At 71.7% G+C, this 16,380-nt stretch carries 16 protein-coding genes; 13 read left to right on the top strand and 3 right to left on the bottom strand.

Features of this window, described 5'->3' with window-relative positions; translation table 11 throughout:
* The first annotated feature begins 66 nt into the window (after positions 1 to 66).
* The 9 genes from H288_RS0120475 to H288_RS0120435 all read left to right on the top strand — a co-directional run bounded on the left by H288_RS0120475 (position 67) and on the right by H288_RS0120435 (position 9,362).
* Positions 67 to 951 (top strand): xanthine dehydrogenase family protein subunit M, encoded by an 885-nt coding sequence (locus H288_RS0120475; RefSeq protein WP_020094442.1) that lies wholly within the window; start codon positions 67 to 69, stop codon positions 949 to 951.
* Positions 941 to 1,480, top strand: a complete 540-nt coding sequence (locus H288_RS0120470; RefSeq protein ID WP_020094441.1) for a (2Fe-2S)-binding protein — start codon at positions 941 to 943, stop codon at positions 1,478 to 1,480. The genes H288_RS0120475 and H288_RS0120470 overlap by 11 nt, the downstream gene beginning before the upstream one ends.
* Positions 1,477 to 3,861, top strand: coding sequence for a xanthine dehydrogenase family protein molybdopterin-binding subunit (locus H288_RS0120465; protein ID WP_020094440.1), 2,385 nt, complete (start codon positions 1,477 to 1,479; stop codon positions 3,859 to 3,861). Before H288_RS0120470 ends, H288_RS0120465 begins: the two co-directional genes overlap by 4 nt.
* 206 nt (positions 3,862 to 4,067) lie before the next feature.
* The gene (locus tag H288_RS0120460) at positions 4,068 to 5,315 is read left to right on the top strand and encodes an ABC transporter substrate-binding protein (RefSeq protein WP_020094439.1); all 1,248 of its coding nucleotides are present in this window, start codon (positions 4,068 to 4,070) and stop codon (positions 5,313 to 5,315) included.
* A 34-nt stretch (positions 5,316 to 5,349) separates the two neighbouring features.
* Positions 5,350 to 6,249, top strand: a complete 900-nt coding sequence (locus tag H288_RS0120455; protein WP_020094438.1) for a branched-chain amino acid ABC transporter permease — start codon at positions 5,350 to 5,352, stop codon at positions 6,247 to 6,249.
* Entirely contained in the window at positions 6,246 to 7,286 is a 1,041-nt protein-coding gene (locus tag H288_RS0120450; RefSeq protein WP_020094437.1) for a branched-chain amino acid ABC transporter permease, read from the top strand. The genes H288_RS0120455 and H288_RS0120450 overlap by 4 nt, the downstream gene beginning before the upstream one ends.
* Positions 7,280 to 8,089, top strand: coding sequence for an ABC transporter ATP-binding protein (locus H288_RS0120445; RefSeq protein WP_020094436.1), 810 nt, complete (start codon positions 7,280 to 7,282; stop codon positions 8,087 to 8,089). The genes H288_RS0120450 and H288_RS0120445 overlap by 7 nt, the downstream gene beginning before the upstream one ends.
* Positions 8,086 to 8,838 carry an ABC transporter ATP-binding protein gene (locus H288_RS0120440; RefSeq protein ID WP_020094435.1) on the top strand — a complete coding sequence of 251 codons (753 nt, stop codon included), beginning with the start codon at positions 8,086 to 8,088 and terminating at the stop codon, positions 8,836 to 8,838. Before H288_RS0120445 ends, H288_RS0120440 begins: the two co-directional genes overlap by 4 nt.
* A 47-nt stretch (positions 8,839 to 8,885) precedes the next feature.
* A complete protein-coding gene (locus H288_RS0120435; protein ID WP_020094434.1) occupies positions 8,886 to 9,362 on the top strand; it encodes a carbon monoxide dehydrogenase subunit G in 477 nt (158 codons plus the stop codon).
* An 87-nt stretch (positions 9,363 to 9,449) separates the two neighbouring features.
* On the opposite strand, the gene H288_RS0120430 is transcribed toward H288_RS0120435, so the two are convergent.
* The 3 genes from H288_RS0120430 to H288_RS0120420 form a co-directional block, all read right to left on the bottom strand.
* A complete protein-coding gene (locus H288_RS0120430) occupies positions 9,450 to 10,589 on the bottom strand; it encodes a hypothetical protein (RefSeq protein ID WP_245274527.1) in 1,140 nt (379 codons plus the stop codon).
* Positions 10,590 to 10,913: 324 nt separating this feature from the next.
* Positions 10,914 to 12,260: an MFS transporter gene (locus H288_RS0120425; protein ID WP_020094432.1), complete on the bottom strand. Its 1,347-nt coding sequence runs from the start codon at positions 12,258 to 12,260 to the stop codon at positions 10,914 to 10,916.
* Positions 12,261 to 12,459: 199 nt separating this feature from the next.
* Positions 12,460 to 12,909 (bottom strand): helix-turn-helix domain-containing protein, encoded by a 450-nt coding sequence (locus tag H288_RS0120420; protein ID WP_020094431.1) that lies wholly within the window; start codon positions 12,907 to 12,909, stop codon positions 12,460 to 12,462.
* 101 nt (positions 12,910 to 13,010) lie between these two features.
* Here H288_RS0120420 and H288_RS0120415 point away from each other — a divergent pair, with 101 nt between their 5' ends.
* The 4 genes from H288_RS0120415 (at position 13,011) to H288_RS0120400 (ending at position 16,044) form a co-directional block, all read left to right on the top strand.
* Positions 13,011 to 13,781 (top strand): SDR family oxidoreductase, encoded by a 771-nt coding sequence (locus H288_RS0120415; RefSeq protein ID WP_020094430.1) that lies wholly within the window; start codon positions 13,011 to 13,013, stop codon positions 13,779 to 13,781.
* Positions 13,782 to 13,866: 85 nt separating this feature from the next.
* Positions 13,867 to 14,100, top strand: a complete 234-nt coding sequence (locus tag H288_RS0120410; RefSeq protein WP_020094429.1) for a tautomerase family protein — start codon at positions 13,867 to 13,869, stop codon at positions 14,098 to 14,100.
* A gap of 170 nt (positions 14,101 to 14,270) precedes the next feature.
* Complete coding sequence (gene soxC / locus H288_RS0120405; RefSeq protein ID WP_020094428.1) at positions 14,271 to 15,515, top strand: sulfite dehydrogenase; 1,245 nt, start codon at positions 14,271 to 14,273, stop codon at positions 15,513 to 15,515.
* Positions 15,502 to 16,044: a cytochrome c gene (locus H288_RS0120400; protein WP_026605134.1), complete on the top strand. Its 543-nt coding sequence runs from the start codon at positions 15,502 to 15,504 to the stop codon at positions 16,042 to 16,044. The genes soxC and H288_RS0120400 overlap by 14 nt, the downstream gene beginning before the upstream one ends.
* The last annotated feature ends 336 nt before the right edge of the window (positions 16,045 to 16,380 follow it).

Genomic DNA, 16,380 nt, shown 5'->3' with positions numbered 1-16,380 from the left:
ATAAGGGCCTCCAGCCTGTCCCATCGGGGCGGTCATGGGCAAGCCCATCGGGAGGAGGACCAGGGCTTGAAGGCGCCCGACTTCGCCTACGCGCGTCCGGCCTCGCTCGACGCGGCGCTGGCCCTGCTCGCCGAGCACGGGGAGGACGCCGTTCCTCTGGCGGGGGGCCAGAGCCTCGTCACGGCCCTCAACATGCGGCTCTCGGCGCCCGGCCTGCTGGTCGACCTCAACGCGATCCCCGAACTCACCGGCGTCTCGGAGGCCGGCGGCGAGGCCGGCGGCATTGTGCGGATCGGCGCCATGACGCGCCACCGCGACGTCGGGACCGCGGCGCTCGTGCGCGAGCGCCTGCCGCTGCTCGCCGCCGCCCTGCCGCACATCGCCCATCCGGCGATCCGCAACCGCGGCACGATCGGCGGCTCGGTGGCGCTGGCCGACCCGGCCACCGAGTGGCCCGCCTGCTGCCTCGCCGCGGGCGCCTCGATCGTGGTGCGCGGGCCCGGGGCCGAGCGGCGCGTCCCGGCGGACGATTTCTTCCAGGGCCTCTACACGACGGCCCTGGAGCCCGGCGAGATCGTCACGGCGATCGAGTTCCCGGTGCCGGGGGCCGACGCGGTCTGGGGCTTCGAGGAGTTGTCGCGCCGCCACGGCGACTACGCCCTCGTCGGCCTCGCGGCGACCGGGCGGCGGTCCGCGGGCGGCCTGTCGGACCTGCGCCTCGCCTTCTTCGGCGTGGCCGACCGGCCGGTGCTCGCCCGCGACGCCGCGGCGGCCCTGGAGGCCGGCGATCTCGCGGGCGCCCAGGCGGCGCTCGCCGGTGAGCTCGACCCGCCGGACGACCCGACGACCAAGGCCGCGACGCGGCTCCACCTCGCCCGCGTGATCCTCGGTCGCGTGGCGGCGAGGATGCGCGGCGGCAGCGCGCAGGAGGACGGTCCCGATGGCGTCTGAGAACCCCGACCGCGCGCACGCGGTCGCCTTCACGCTGAACGGCGAGGCCGTGCGGGCGCATGTCCCCGCCCGGATGCATCTCGGCGACCTGCTGCGCCAGTCCTTCGGCCTCACCGGCGTGCATCTCGGCTGCGAGCACGGCGTGTGCGGCGCCTGCACGATCCTGGTCGACGGCCGGGCGGTGCGGTCCTGCCTGATGCTCGGCGTCCAGGCCGACGGCGCCACCGTCGAGACCGTGGAGGGCCTGACCGAGAGCGGGCGCATCCGCGACCTGCAGGACGCCTTCCACGCCCGCAACGCCCTGCAATGCGGCTACTGTACCCCCGGCATGCTGGTGACGGCCGCCGAGCTTCTGGACGACGCGGACGCGGCCACCTCGCGCGAGGCGATCCGCGCGGCGATCGCGGGCAATTACTGCCGCTGCACCGGCTACCACGCCATCGTCGACGCCATCGCGTCGACCGCCGAGGCGCGCGGGCAAGGCCGCCGGGATGCCGGCAGGGATGCCGGCCTGGAGGCCGCCGAATGAGCGCGGATCCGGGCGGCCTCACCTTCCTCGACCGGCCGAACAGCTATATCGGCCGCTCCGTCCCGCGGCCGAACGCGCGGCGCCTGCTCGAGGGACGGGGCGTCTACGTGGACGACGTGGCCGTCGCCCGCCTCGGCCACGTCGCCTTCCTGCGCAGCCCCCACGCTCACGCCCGCATCGTCGCCCTGGACACCGCGGACGCGAAGGCGATGCCCGGCGTGATCGCCGTGGTGACGGGGCCCGAACTGGCGGCCGTGTGCACGCCGTGGGTCGGCGTGCTCGGCCACTTCAAGGGCCTGCGCTCGGCGCCCCAGCACGCCCTGGCCCTCGACCGGGTGACCTGGGTCGGCGAGCCGTTCTGCGCGGTCGTCGCGCACGGCCGGGCCGAGGCCGAGGACGCGCTCGCGGCGATCACGGTCGAGTTCGACCCGCTCCCCGCCGTCGTCGACATGGAGACGGCGCTCGATCCCGCGACGCCCGCGATCCACGCCGAGCTCGGCGACAACCTCGCCTTCGAGCGCGTCCTCAACGTCGGCGACGTCGACGCGGCCTTCCGCGACGCGGCTCTGGTGGTCGAGGAGACCTTCCAGTTCGGCCGGCACACGGGCGTGTGCCTGGAGCCGCGGGCGATCCTGGCCGACTGGGCGGCGGCGGACGGGATGCTCACCGTCCACCACTCCTTCCAGGCGCCGCACATGATGCAGGACATCCTGTGCAAGCACCTCGCCCTCCCCGAGGGGGCGGTGCGGGTGATCTGCAAGGATGTCGGCGGGTCCTTCGGGATCAAGGTCCACATCTACCCCGACGAGATGGCGACCTGCGCGCTGGCGCTGATGCTCAAGCGCCCGGTCAAGTTCGTCGCCGACCGGCTGGAGAGCTTCCAGAGCGACATCCATGCCCGCGACCACCGGGTCACCGCCCGGATGGCCTTCTCGGCCGAGGGCGACATCCTCGCCCTCGACATGGACGACCTCACGGGCATCGGGCCCTACTCGGTCTACCCGCGCACCAGCGCGGTCGAGGCCAACCAGGTCGTCAACCTGACCGGCGGCCCCTACCGGCACCAGCACTACCGGGCCCGCGCCCGCGTCGTGCTCCAGAACAAGGCGCCGACCTGCCAGTACCGGGCGGTGGGCCACCCGATCGCCACGATGGTCGCCGAGGGGCTCGTCGATCTCGGCGCCGCCCGGCTCGGCCTCGACCCCCTGGCCGTGCGCGAGCGCAACGTCATCCCGGACGACGCCTATCCCTGCGCGGGCGTCTCGGGGATCAAGCTGGAGAAGCTGTCCCACCAGGCGGCGCTCGCCAAGCTCAAGGCGATGATGGATTACGACGGTCTCAGGGCCGAGCAGGCGGACCTGCGCCGGCGGGGGATCCACCGGGGCATCGGGCTCGCGGCCTTCATCGAGATCACCAACCCGTCGGCGGCCTTCTACGGGGTCGGCGGCGCGCGCATCTCCTCCCAGGACGGCTGCACGATCCGGCTCGATCCGCAGGGCGGCGTCGTCGCGTCGGTCAGCGTCACCGAGCAGGGCCAGGGCACCGAGGGCATCATCGCGCAGATCGTGGCCACCGCCACGGGCGTGCCGATGGACAAGGTCCGGGTGATCTCCGGCGACACGCAGGCGACGCCCTACGGCGGCGGGACCTGGGCCTCGCGCGGGGCCGGCATCGGCGGCGAGGCCGCGTGGCAGGCCGGCAAGGCGCTGCGCGGCAACGTCCTGGTGGTGGCGGGCGCGATCCTGCAGGCCGATCCGGAAAGCCTCGACGTCCGCGACGGCGCCGTGGTGGACGCAGGCACCGGGACCGAGCGCATGCCGCTCGCGGAGCTCGGCCGCATCGTCTACTTCCGCCCCGACACGCTGCCGCCGGGGGTGCAGCCCGAATTCGTGGCGACCCGGCACTACGTGCCCAAGGACTACCCCTTCGCCTTCACCAACGGCGTGCAGGCCTCCTACGTCGAGGTCGACACCGAGACGGGCTTCGTGCGGCTGCTCAAGCACTGGTGCGTCGAGGATTGCGGCACCGTGCTCAACCCGCTCCTGGTCGACGAGCAGATCCGCGGCGGCATCGTCCAGGGGATCGGCGGGGCCCTGTTCGAGCACTGCCTCTACGACGGCGAGGGCCAGCTGCTGAACGGGTCGATGGCCGACTACCTCGTGCCGATGGCCGGCGAGATGCCCGATATCGCGGTCGCCCACGTGGTCTCGGCCACCGCGTCGTCCGAGATCGGCGCCAAGGGCGCGGGCGAGGCCGGCACCGCCGGCGCGCCGGCCGCGGTCGTCAACGCCATCAACGACGCGCTCGCGCCGCTGAACGCCCGTGTCGCGCGCCAGCCGGTGACGCCCGAGGTCGTGCTGGAGGCGCTGGGACTGATCTGAAACCGGCTGCGGGCTTCCCCGTCTTTGCGAGCGCAGCGAAGCAACCCAGGGCAGCGGGACGCTGCCGAACGTGGCGGATCCCTGGATCGCTTCGCTGCGCTCGCGAGGACGGATGACCCTTTCGGGTCAGGACACATCGACCATCACGGGGCACGGTCCGCCGAAGAGACCGGTCCCGATCAGGAAACGCCGACGGAGGGACGGGAATGGGAACGGGCTTCGACAGGCGCCGGCTGCTCCAGGGCAGCGCCGCCGCATCCGCGCTGGCGCTCGCCGCCCCGGCGCTCCTGCGCTCCGCGATCGCGCAAGGCGGTTCGACCGGAGGCCCGATCCGGATCGGCTTCCCGGTGCCGCTCACCGGCGCTTTCGGGGCCGAGGCGAACGACCAGGTCCGCGCCGCCCAGCTCGCCGTCAAGACGTTCAACGAGGCCGGCGGCTTCCAGGGCCGCACGGCCGAGCTCCTCGTGCGCGACGACAAGCTCAACCCCGGCGAGGCGGCGACCCGGACCCTCGAATTGATCGAGAAGGACAAGGTCAACTTCCTGGTCGGCGGCCTCTCGGCGGCCGTGACCCTGTCGATCAACAACGTCGCCCGCGAGCGCGGCGTGATCTACAACTCGATCAGCCAGTCCGACGCGATCAACGAGGCCAAGGATTTCGGCCGCACGACCTTCCACGAGGCCCTGAACCCGCACATGACCGCGGGCGCGGTCGGCCGCTACGTCTTCCCGAAATCGGGCAAGCGCGTCGCCTTCCTCAGCGCGGACTACGCGTACGGCCACGAGATGATGCGCGGGTTCAAGCGCGCCGGCGAGGCCTCGGGCATCGAGGTCGTGGCCGACATCCGCCACCCGATCGGCGCCTCCGACTACTCGGCCTTCCTGCCCCGGATCGCCGCGCTCAAGCCCGACGTGCTCTGCCTGTGCAATTTCGGCCGGGACCAGGTCGTCTCGATCCAGCAGGCGACCGAGTTCGGCCTGAAGCGCACCACCAAGCTCGTCGCGCCGGTCCTGCTCTTCACCGCCCGCAAGGCCGGCGGCGACGCCTTCGACGGCGTGATCGGCGGCACCTCCTACTACTGGCGCCTGGAGGACAGCGTGCCCTCCGCCAAGGCGTTCAACGACCGGTTCCGCGCCGCCTACAACGGCGCCGTCCCGTCGGATTACGGGGCGCTGGGCTATGCCGGCATCCGCTCGGTGCTGGAGGGCGTGAAGGCCGCCGGATCGGTCGAGACCGACAAGGTCGTGGCCGCCATGGAGGCCCTGAAGGCCGACTTCTACAAGGGTCCGCAGAGCTTCCGGAAATGCGACCACCAGTCGGTGCAGTCGGTCCTGATCGTCGAGGCGAAGTCGAAGGACATGAAGACGCCGGACGACGTCTTCACGATCCTCGGCACGGAGGGGCCCGACGAGCGCTTCCTGCGCGGCTGCGACGAACTCGGGCACAAGGCGTGAGGCGCCCCATGCGAACCCGCGGGAGGGCGCGGCCTTGAGCGCCATCACGATCGGCGGCTTCCCCCTCGATCTCCTCGCCCTCCAGCTCGTGACCGGCATCGCGCTGGGGGCGATCTACGTGCTCGTCGGCATCGGCCTGTCGCTGATCTTCGGGCTGATGAACGTCGTCAACTTCGCCCACGGCGCGTTCTTCATGGTCGGCGCCTATGTCGGCGTCTTCCTGTACGGCTACACCGGCAGCTTCTGGCTCAGTCTCGTCGCGGCGCCGCTGGCGATGGGGCTCCTCGGGCTCGCCGTGGAGCGCGTGCTCGTGCGCCCCCTCTACGGGCGCGGCATCGACGACCCGCTGCTCCTCACCTTCGGCCTGTCGTACGTGATGGTCGAGAGCGTGCGCATCGCCTTCGGGCTGACGGGCCTGCCCTTCGGGGCGCCGCCCGAGCTGCGCGGCGCGGTCGACATCGGCATCGGCTACTTCCCCCTCTACCGCCTGTTCCTGATCGGGTTCGCGCTGGCGGTGGTGGGCGTCCTGTGGCTGTTCATCGAGCGCACGCCCTTCGGCCTCGTGATCCGGGCCGGCGCCCGCGACCCGCAGATCGTGCAGGTGCTCGGCATCGAGATCACCAAGGTCTGGCTCGCGGTCTTCGCCCTGGGCTGCGCGCTCGCCGGGCTCGCCGGCATCCTCGCCGCGCCGCTGCAGGGCGTCACGCCCGAGATGGGGGTCCCGGTGCTCGCCGAGGCCTTCGTGGTCACGGTGGTCGGCGGCATGGGCTCGCTGGCCGGGGCCGTGCTCGCCGGGCTGATCGTCGGCATCGTGGTGGCGATGACGTCGCTCGTCGCCCCCGACATGACCAAGATGGCGATCTTCGCCCTCATGGCCCTGGTGCTGCTCGTGCGGCCCCGAGGCCTCCTCGGCCGGGCCGGAGCCCTCGGATGAGCGCCCGCGCCCCCGCCTCCGCCGTCACGAAGGGAGGCGCCCTTCCGGCTACCTTGCCGGCGGCCCGGCCGGGCTCCGGCCGGGCCGGGCGCCGGCTGGCGTGGTGCGGCCGGCATCGCGTCGCCCTGACGCTCGCCTTCCTCCTCGTGTTCCCCTGGATCGCGCCCTACCAGGCCCTCGCCGTGAACATCCTGGTGCTCGGGCTCTACGCCCTCGGGTTCAACCTGCTGTTCGGCTATACCGGGCTCCTGTCCTTCGGCCACGCCGCCTTCCTGGGCGGCGGCGCGTACGGCTGCGGCATCGCCATCGTCCATTACGGGCTGCACCCGGCCCTGGCGCTCGTCGCCGGCACGCTGCTCGCGACACTCATCGCCGCCGTCATGGGCGTGCTGGCGATCCGCACCCGCGGCATCTACTTCGCGATGACGACCCTGGCGCTGTCGATGTGCGTCTACTACGCCTTCTACCAGGCGGAGGCCTTCACCGGCGGCGAGAACGGTCTGCGCGGCATCAACGTGCCGGCGCTCGCCCTGCCGGGCTTCCGCCTCAATCTCCTCGACCCGGTGGTGAAGTACTACGCCGCGCTGGCGGTGGTCGGCGTCGCGGTCTGGCTGTTCTCGCGCCTCCTGTCGTCGCCCTTTGGGGCCGCCCTCGAGGCGATCCGCGAGAACGAGGACCGGGCGCAGGCCTGCGGCTACGACGTGCGCCGCATGAAGCTCGCGGCCTTCGTGATCTCCGGGGCGCTGTGCGGCCTCGCGGGCGGTCTCCAGGCGATCCACCTCTCGATCGTGCCGATCGAGACGATGCACTATTCGACCTCCGGCCAGGCCGTGATGATGGCGCTGCTCGGCGGCATGGAGACCTTCTTCGGGCCCTTCGTCGGCGCCGCGACCTTCGCGCTCCTGCAGGACGGGCTCGCCACCGTGACGAGCCACTGGCAGCTCTTCGTCGGCGCCGTCTTCATCGCCTTCGTGCTGTTCCTGCCGCTCGGCATCTGGGGCGAGGTGCTGGCGCGCCTGAGGAGGGCCGGATGGTGAGCGCCGCCGCCGCGCCGGCAAAGGCTCCGAGTACGGCGCCGCCGATCCTCGCCACGGAGGGGCTCGGCAAGCGGTTCGGGCATTTCCGCGCCCTGTCCGACGTGACCGTCGCGTTCCCGGAGGGCGGCATCACGGCGATCATCGGGCCGAACGGGGCGGGCAAGTCGACCTTCTTCAACCTGATCTCGGGCGCCTTCCCGCCGAGCGAGGGCCGCGTGCTGTTCCGCGGGCGCGACATCACCGGCGCGGCCCCGCACGCCTTCGCCCGGATGGGCATCGCCAAGTCGTTCCAGATCACCAACGTCTTCCCGCACCTCACGGTGCGCGAGAACGTGCGGGTGGCCGCCCAGGCCCGGCGGGTCCGCTTCGCGTTCTTCCGGGACCGCGCGGTCTATCCCGAGCTGGCGGAGCGGGCCGAGGAACTCCTCGGCGAGGTCGGGCTCGGCGCCCGGATGGACCGCCTCGCGCGCGAACTCGCCCACGGCGAGCAGCGCGCCCTGGAGATCGCGGTGGCGCTGGCCGCCGAGCCGAGCCTCCTCCTCCTCGACGAGCCGACCGCCGGGATGAGCCCCGAGGAGACGCGCGAGATGATGGACCTCGTGCAGCGCCTCGCCGAGACCCGGACGCTGATCCTCGTCGAGCACAAGATGAAGCTCGTCATGGGCCTGTGCCGGCGCCTCGTCGTCCTCCACCAGGGCCAGCTCCTGGCCGAGGGCAGCCCCGACGACATCCGGGCGCATCCCGAGGTGCGCCGCGTCTACCTGGGCAACACGGCGGGCAAGATCACGGGCGGGACCGCATGAGCGCCGCCGTCACGCAGCCGCTCCTGGCGGTCGAGGACCTGCGGGCGTGGTACGGCCACTCCCACATCCTGCAGGGCCTCTCGCTGGAGGTGCGCCCCGGCGAGATCGTCACGCTGGTCGGCCGCAACGGCGCCGGCAAGACCACCACGCTGAAGGCGATCATGGGCCTCGTGGCGAAGCGCGAGGGGCGCGTGACCTTCGCGGGCGCCGACATCCTCCACCGGCCGCCCCACGAGCGCTTCCACCGGGGCCTCGCCTACGTGCCGGAGGAGCGGCGCATCGTGCCGGGGCTGACCGTGGAGGAGAACCTGCGCCTCGGCATCCTGGCCGCCAGGGGGGCAGGACGGGGGGGGCGCGCGACGCGCCGCGACGAGGCGCGGCGGATCGAGGTCATCGCCGAGACCTTCCCGCGGCTGAAGCAGCGCCTGAAGCAGGAGGCGGTCACGATGTCGGGCGGCGAGCAGCAGATGCTCGCCATCGCCCGGGCGCTCATGGCCGAGCCCGTGATGGTGCTCCTCGACGAGCCCTCGGAGGGGATCATGCCGATCCTGGTCGAGGAGATGTTCGCGCAGTTCGTCGCGATGAAGCGGGCCGGCACCACGATCCTGCTCGTGGAGCAGAACGTCGAGCTCGCCCTCGACGTGTCCGACCGCGTCTACATCGTCGACGGCGGCGCCGTCGTCTACCACGCCCCCGCGGCCGCGCTGCGGGACGATCCCGAGATCCAGGCGCGCTACTGCGCGGTCTGAGCGCCCGCACCGGCCGGTGGGCGGCGCAGTGTCAGGAGGAGACCAGGATGGACATCGCTGGCGCGTATCGGATCCCGGTCGCGCGGGAGGCCGTCTGGGCGGCGCTGAACGATCCGGAGGTGCTGGCCCGCTGCATCCCCGGCTGCAAGGAGCTGGTGCAGGCCTCCCCGGAGGAGATGACGGCCAAGGTCGCCCTCAAGGTCGGGCCGGTCTCGGCGACCTTCGCGGGCACGGTCCGCCTGGAGGACATGCGCCCTCCCGAGGGCTACAGCCTCGTCGGCCAGGGCAACGGCGGCATGGCGGGCTTCGCCAAGGGCCGCGCCGCCGTCAGCCTCGCGGCGGAGGGCGGCGAGACGCTCCTGACCTACACCGCCAAGGCCGAGGTCGGCGGCAAGATCGCGACGCTGGGCGGCCGGCTCATGCAGGCGACCGCGCGCAAGCTCGCCGACGAGTTCTTCGGCAAGTTCGCCGCCGAACTCGGAGCGACCGGCGACCCGGCCGCGCCCAGGGCGGCCGAGGCCTAGGAAAGCCGCGCCTCGACCGCGCCTCGACCGCGCCTCGACCGCGCCGGCCGGGACGGTCGCGCTCCGGTCCGGCGCGTCGGAGCCCGGTCATCGCTGCGACCCGATCTGCAGGACATTGAAGCCGCGCTGCAGGGAGGTCCCGAGGAACTCTCCGAACGGGGTGTTCGCACCCGCGGCACGATCGACGCGGAGGACGGCGGCACAGCCGCGCTGCGGGCTCTCGACCGAGCGGCCGTCGACGGAGGCCGCAGGGGCCATGCCGGCTCGCCAACGCGCCTTCAACGCGGAGACGGCCCTGTCGGCCGTCCGGCAATCGGGATAGGCGAGGGATACGAGCAGGGCCGGTCCGTTCTTGCCTTGATAGTCCGCCACGATACCGCCGGCATAAGCCGGGACGCCGTCCCGTCCGCGCTCGCGCTGATCCTCGATCGCCTTCCTCTGCGCGGCCAGATCGGTCGTCGCCGACAGGAGGGCGGCAGGATCGTCGGGGGTGATCCCCATCAGCGGCGTCACGACGGCCGCTTGAAGGATCGCGCCCGGGTCGCGCTCATCCGCGGCGGCCAGACCCGTCAGCGATGTGGCGACCGCCTCGTGATCCGCCGCGCTCCGACCGACCCCGACGCGTGTCTCCAGATCCGCGGCCGCGGACGCCTGCGCGACGACGCGATCGATCGCCAGGATCGCGCTGGTCTCGCCCATCGGGCCGGACCAGGGATCGGTCGGTTGCCGGGCCCTGAGATTCAGGGCGCGCGGCTCACCGTTGGCGAGAATGCGCGGCGCGGTCGAGACCGGCCGGAAGTTCCTGTCCTTCAGCTTGGCGACCAGAGTGTCGGCTGCCGCCTTCGTCGCCAGACCCCAGTGAGTCACGCGCGCCGGAGGCTGGCCGAAGGCCGCGAAATAGGAGATGTCCTCGAACGGGATGCCGGCCTTCTCGGTCCATGTCTGCGCGCCGCCGTAGCTGAGGGCGTTCAGCGGGCGGATGCTCTGCGCGAAGGCCATGCGCCGCAGGCCGGCGTCGCTCAGCGCACCGCCGGCTGCCCTGGACAGCGCCTGGACGTCCATGAAGACGATCGGCATCGGGTCAGGCGTCGCCAGGACGGAATCCGGAACCGCGCGGAGAGCCGCCTCCAGAGTGCTGGCCGCCTGGGCCGCCGGCGCGATCATCAGGACTGAGAAGGACACGACGACGAGGCGGGATGAAACTGAGCGCCAGAGAGGTCGTGTCACGTCGAATCCCATGCTCCAGGTCCCTCGGGAGCGCCGATGCCCGTCTGCCGGTCATGGCGATGACCGCGTCGAGCAAGAAGAGATCTCCGCAGTGCTCACCCGATCATTGCTGGACAGGCTCTCTTCTGTCTCCCTCAGTCGATTTTAGCTGAGCCGCTCTCGGCTTCCACTAGTGAGGGTGACCTATTGACCGCGCCGCCCGGATTGCGGCCCATCTGACGCCCGGCACCGTCGAGACGAGCGACGACCGATGGGGGCGTCGGCTCTGTGAGAGCCGCAACGTGACTTCCGCCTCCGCGTGTCGCCCCCGCGCGCCGAATCCTCTCACGCGAGCGATTCTCCGGTCCGATCGCGCATCGTGAGGACTGCGGCGAGCGAGATGGCCGACAGCACGGCGACGTAGAGGCCCGGCCCCGTGGGCCAGGCCAGGTGGTGGACGATCCACGTCGCGGCCATCGGGGCGGTGCCCCCGACCAGCGCCATCGAGGCGTTGAAGCTGATCGCCAGGGCCGTGCAGCGCGAGCGGTGCTGGAACATCTCGACGAACGCCGTCGGCACGACGGCGGCGTTGCCGGCGATCAGGATCGCGAACGCGACCTGGCTCAGGACGATCAGAAGCGTGTCGCCGGTGGTCAGCAGCATGAAGAGCGGCCACGACAGGATTGTCAGGCCCGCCCCGGTCAGGACCAGAACACGCTTGCGCCCGAAGCGGTCGGACAGGGCTCCGGCGATCGGGATGCACACGGCTTGAACCACCATGGCGAGGGAGTTGATGAGAAACGCCGTGTGTTGCGGCAGGCCCGACACGGTGTGCATGAACGTCACGAGGTAGACGAACACCACGTAGAAGCCGCACGCCAGGCCGAGATTCATCGCGAAGGCGCGCAGCATGGCGGAGCCGTCGATCGCGACGGCCGTGCGCAGCGGTGAGCGCTGGTCCGTCGGTGCCCGATCTTCGCGAAACACGGTCTCGACGTGATCGTCGTCGATATGGCGACGCAGAGCGAAGATGAAGACGCCGAGCACGATCCCGAAGAGGAACGGCAGCCGCCAGCCCCACTGGTGCACGTCCTCCGGCGTGAGCAGGCCGGTGACGAGCGTCCCGGCAATGGAGCCGAGCAGGATCCCCCCGGCGGCCCCGATGCAGGCGAGGCTGCCGGTCAGGCCGCGGCGCGCCGGTGCTGCGGTCTCGGACAGGAAGATGGCCGAGGAGGTGTACTCGCCGCCGACGGAGAGACCCTGGCCGAGCCGCAGCACCACGAGCAGGACGGGCGCGAGGAGTCCGGCCGACGCGTAGGTGGGCAGGCAGCCCATCAGGAAGGTCGAGACGGCCATGAGGCCCGCCGACAGCAGGAGTGCCGTCTTCCGGCCGTAGCGGTCGCCGATGTGGCCGAACACGATGCCGCCGATCGGGCGCATGAAGAAGGCGGCGGCGAACACCGCGAAGGCCGAGAGCAGCGACGTCGTGGGGCTGTCGGACGGGAAGAAGTTCCGGCCGATGACGGCACTGAAGTACCCGTAGGTGGCGAAATCGTACCATTCGAGCGTGTTGCCGATGGCGCCCGCGACCACGGAGCGGCGCCGCGCCGCGCCGGGGACCTTCGGGCCGTCGGCGATCGCGTCGGAACTGATCGGGAGCGGCGGCTCACCGTACGGAGGGGTGGATTGCATGATGCGCCCGCCTTGCCGCCGAATTCAGTCTAGACGCTAGACTGAAACGCCAAGCTTGGCGAGACCATTGGAGAAGGACGACATCGCTCTTCCGCTCGACAGTTAATAGGCGCGGGGCAGCCTCGCGCGGGCGAGCCCGCCAGGGCCGCACGCCCCTCCGTCCTCCGCGGCCAGACCGCGATCGGGAAGCCCTCCGTCCTCACGGTGCCTCGGCGTCGGCGGGAAGATCCGGAGCTTCGGCCGCCGCTGCGAACGCCCGCCGGGCCCGCTCGATCTCGGCGTGGTGCGTCTCGGCCCAGATCCACACGCCGCAGAACGCGGCGCCCAGGCTCCGGCCCAGCGGCGTCAGCGTGTAGTCCACGCGCGGCGGGATCACCGGGTGCACCGTCCGCCGGACGAGACCGTCCCGCTCCATCTGGCGGACGGTCTGCGTCAGCATCTTCTGGCTGATCCGGCCCACGGCCCGGCCGAGCTGCGTGAACCGGAGGGTGCCGTGCTCCTCCAGCGCCTCGAGGATCAGCATGGTCCACTTGTCGGCCACTTGGCCGATGATGTCGTTCACCAGGGCCTCGATCGCCGGATCGACGTCCTGCGGGGGTGGCCCGCGCCGCTTCGCCTCGATCGCGGGGTCGGGGGCAGCCCTGCGCATTCGACACTCTCCTTTCGGTGCGTACAAATCTTTTCGGTGCCTACTTCAGGGCGGAGAGTGTCAACCATACTCTCTGCGGCGACAACAACGGGGTCGCCATCATGAAAACCTCCGGCAACACGATCCTCATCACGGGCGGCGGGTCCGGGATCGGAGCCGCGCTCGCCCATCGCTTCCACGACCTCGGCAACACCGTCATCGTCGCCGGTCGCCGCGTGGAGGCGCTGGAACGGGTCACGGCCGGCCGCCCGGGCCTGCACGCGATGCCCCTCGACATCGCGGATGCCGGAGACATCGCGGCGTTCGCCCGGCGCGTCACGGTTGAGCACCCGGCCCTGAACGTGGTGATCAACAACGCCGGCATCATGCGCTTCGAGGCGCTGGATCAGGCGCGCGACCTCTCCGACGCGGAGGCGACGATCACCACCAACCTGCTCGGCCCGATCCGTCTGACGGATGCCTTCGTCGCGCATCTGGTCACACGGCCGGACGCGGCGCTGATCAACGTGTCGTCCGGGCTGGCCTTCGTGCCCCTGACGACCACACCGACCTACTCGGCGACGAAGGCGGCGATCCACAGCTACACGGTCTCGCTGCGCGAGGTCCTCAAGGGCCGGGTCGAGGTGATCGAGCTGGTGCCGCCGGCGGTCCAGACGGATCTCACGCCCGGCCAGGCCACCCGTGCGGGCTACCTACCGCTGGCCGACTTCATCGACGAGGTGATGGCCCTGTTCCAGCAGCGGCCGACGCCGGCCGAGATCCTGGTGCAGCGCGTCGCCTTCCAGCGCAACGCCGAGGCCGAGCACCGCTTCGACGCGGCCGTCGCGACCCTGAACGAGGCCGCTCACGCGGCCCGCGCGGCGCAGGAATGAGGTGCGCGCGGAGATCCGCGAGGAGATCCGCGTCGCCGCGCGCGGGCACGACCCGTGTTTCATCAGTTCAGCCTGGAGACGATCGATGCCGTTCGCCAATTTCAAGATCCCGCAGGGCATGATGACCGGTCCGCAGAAGGCGGATCTGATCCACCGCACGACGGATCTGCTGGTCTCCTTCTTCGGGGAGGCCGCGCGCCCGCACACCATGGTCTTGGTCGACGAGGTCGTGGATGGCGGCTACGGGCGCGCGGACGAGGTCTTCGATCTCGAGGCCCTGCGACGCCTGCGGGCGCACCACGAGACGGGTTCGCGCTGACGGCCTCCACATCGTGCCGGCGGCCCTGCTCGGAGCCGTCGACGATCTCGTCGCGCGTGTCCGTCCCCGGACCGCGCGCCGGGCGCCGTTCCGACGGGACTAGGAGGGAGCGCCGTTGCATGAGACTCTGGGCCTGCCCCGGCGGGCGGGGCGAGGCGGAGTGCCATGCGATGAGCCAGGACGACGAATCGCCGCCGGCGCGGCGCCGCTTCCTCGCACAAGGCGCGGCGGCGGCCGCGGCCGTCCTCGCGGGCGGGCCGGCCCGATCGGACGAGGCGGCGCCTCCGGCCGTGCCCGAATGGATGAAGGTCCCGGGCGCCGATGTCGGCAGCCAGACTTACGGCCGGCCCTCGCGCTTCGAGGAGGGCGTCATCCGCAACGTCCCGAAGGGTCTGAAGCAGTACATCTCGGCGTCGAGCCGCACGCCGCTGCAGGATCTCGACGGCATCCTGACGCCCAACGGCCTGTTCTACGAGCGCCACCACGGCGGCATTCCGGATATCGATCCCGCCCAGCACCGGCTGATGATCCACGGACTCGTCGAGACGCCGCTCATCCTGACGATGGACGACATCCGCCGCTTCCCGTCGGAGTCGCACATCTACTTCCTCGAATGCTCGGGCAATCCGGGCTTCGAGGCGATCAAGGGCAAGACGGCGTCGGACCTCGTCGGCCTCGTCAGCTGCGCCGAATGGACCGGCGTGCGCCTCGCGACGGTCCTGGCGGAGGCCGGGCTCAAGCCGGACGCGCGGTGGGTCGTGGCCGAGGGCGCGGACGCCGCCGCGCTGACCCGCAGCATCCCGATCGCGAAGTGCCTCGACGACGCCCTGCTGGTCTACAGCCAGAACGGCGAGCGGCTGCGCCCCCAGCAGGGCTACCCGCTCCGGGTGCTGCTGCCCGGCTACGAGGGCAACATGAGCGTGAAGTGGCTGCGCCGGCTCAACGTCACGGCGGAGCCGGCCTATTCCCGCGAGGAGACGTCGAAGTACACCGACCTGATGCCGGACGGCACGGCGCGGCAATTCACCTTCGTGATGGAGGCCAAGTCGATCATCACGCGGCCCTCGGGCACGCAGCGGATCGCCCCCGGTTTCCACGAGATCACCGGCCTCGCCTGGAGCGGGCGCGGGCGGATCCGCGGCGTGCAGGTGTCGACGGACGGGGGCGGGAGCTGGCGCGACGCCGCCTTGCAGGAGCCGGTGCTCAACCGGGCGCTGACGCGGTTCCGCCTGCCCTGGCGCTGGGACGGGACGCCGACGACCATCGCGAGCCGGGCGATCGACGAGACCGGCTACGTGCAGCCGGGCTTCGAGGCGCTGACGGCGGTGCGCGGCCTCAAATCCTTCTACCACAACAACGCGGTCGTGCCCTGGCGCATCGCGGCGGACGGCGAGGTGGCCAATGGCTATGCGTGAAGCCCGCGCCGCCGCGGGGATCGCCCTGGCGCTCGCCTGCGCCGGGCCGGCACGGGCGACGGAGCGCCTCGGGATCGGGCGTCCGGCCACGGAGGCCGAGATCGCCGCCTGGAACATCGACGTCGACCGGGACGGCCGGAAGCTGCCGCCCGGACACGGCAGCGTCGCCCACGGCCGAGAGGTCTTCGAGACCCAATGCGCCTCGTGTCACGGCAGCCGGGGCGAGGGCGGGACCGGCGAGCGGCTGGCCGGCGGCCAGGGCACGCTCGCCTCGGCGAAACCGCTCAAGACCGTCGGCAGCTTCTGGCCCTACGCGCCGACCCTGTTCGACTACATCCGGCGGGCGATGCCGATGAACGCCCCGCAATCGCTCAGCGCCGCCGACGTCTACGCGGTCTCGGGCTACGTCCTGTACCTGAACGGGCTCGTCCCGGAGAGCGCCGTGCTCGATGCCGCCACCCTGGCCGCCGTCCGCATGCCGAACCGCGACGGGTTCGTGCCGGATCCCAGGCCGGATGTGAGACCCTGACGGGAGCGGCGTACCCGATCAGGCCGCCCCGGCCCCGCCCGCCGCCGGGGCGCCACGGTGCTGTGGCCGTTCCGCCACTGTCGTCGCAACATTATTACATTCGGTTGCCGGGGCGTTGACCCGGCCGGTCGCCGCGGCAAGTATTTTCCTGCCAAGGTTATCCGGGCACGGTCCGGAGCCGGGGTGGTAATCCGGTGCGCGCTGCGCGGTGCGTCCGGATCTGCCCCGCACCTGTCGACTGGGCGCGCCCGTTCCCCGCGGCCGCCGGTGCCGCGCACCGGGACGGTCCGGCGGCGGCGATGACGCGCGTCACGGGAGGCGGCCTTCGGCGCGACG

Origin of the sequence: Methylobacterium sp. 285MFTsu5.1, assembly GCF_000383455.1 — a bacterium.
In the GTDB taxonomy this organism is placed as follows: domain Bacteria; phylum Pseudomonadota; class Alphaproteobacteria; order Rhizobiales; family Beijerinckiaceae; genus Methylobacterium.
This window is presented reverse-complemented; position numbering and strand designations above follow the sequence as displayed.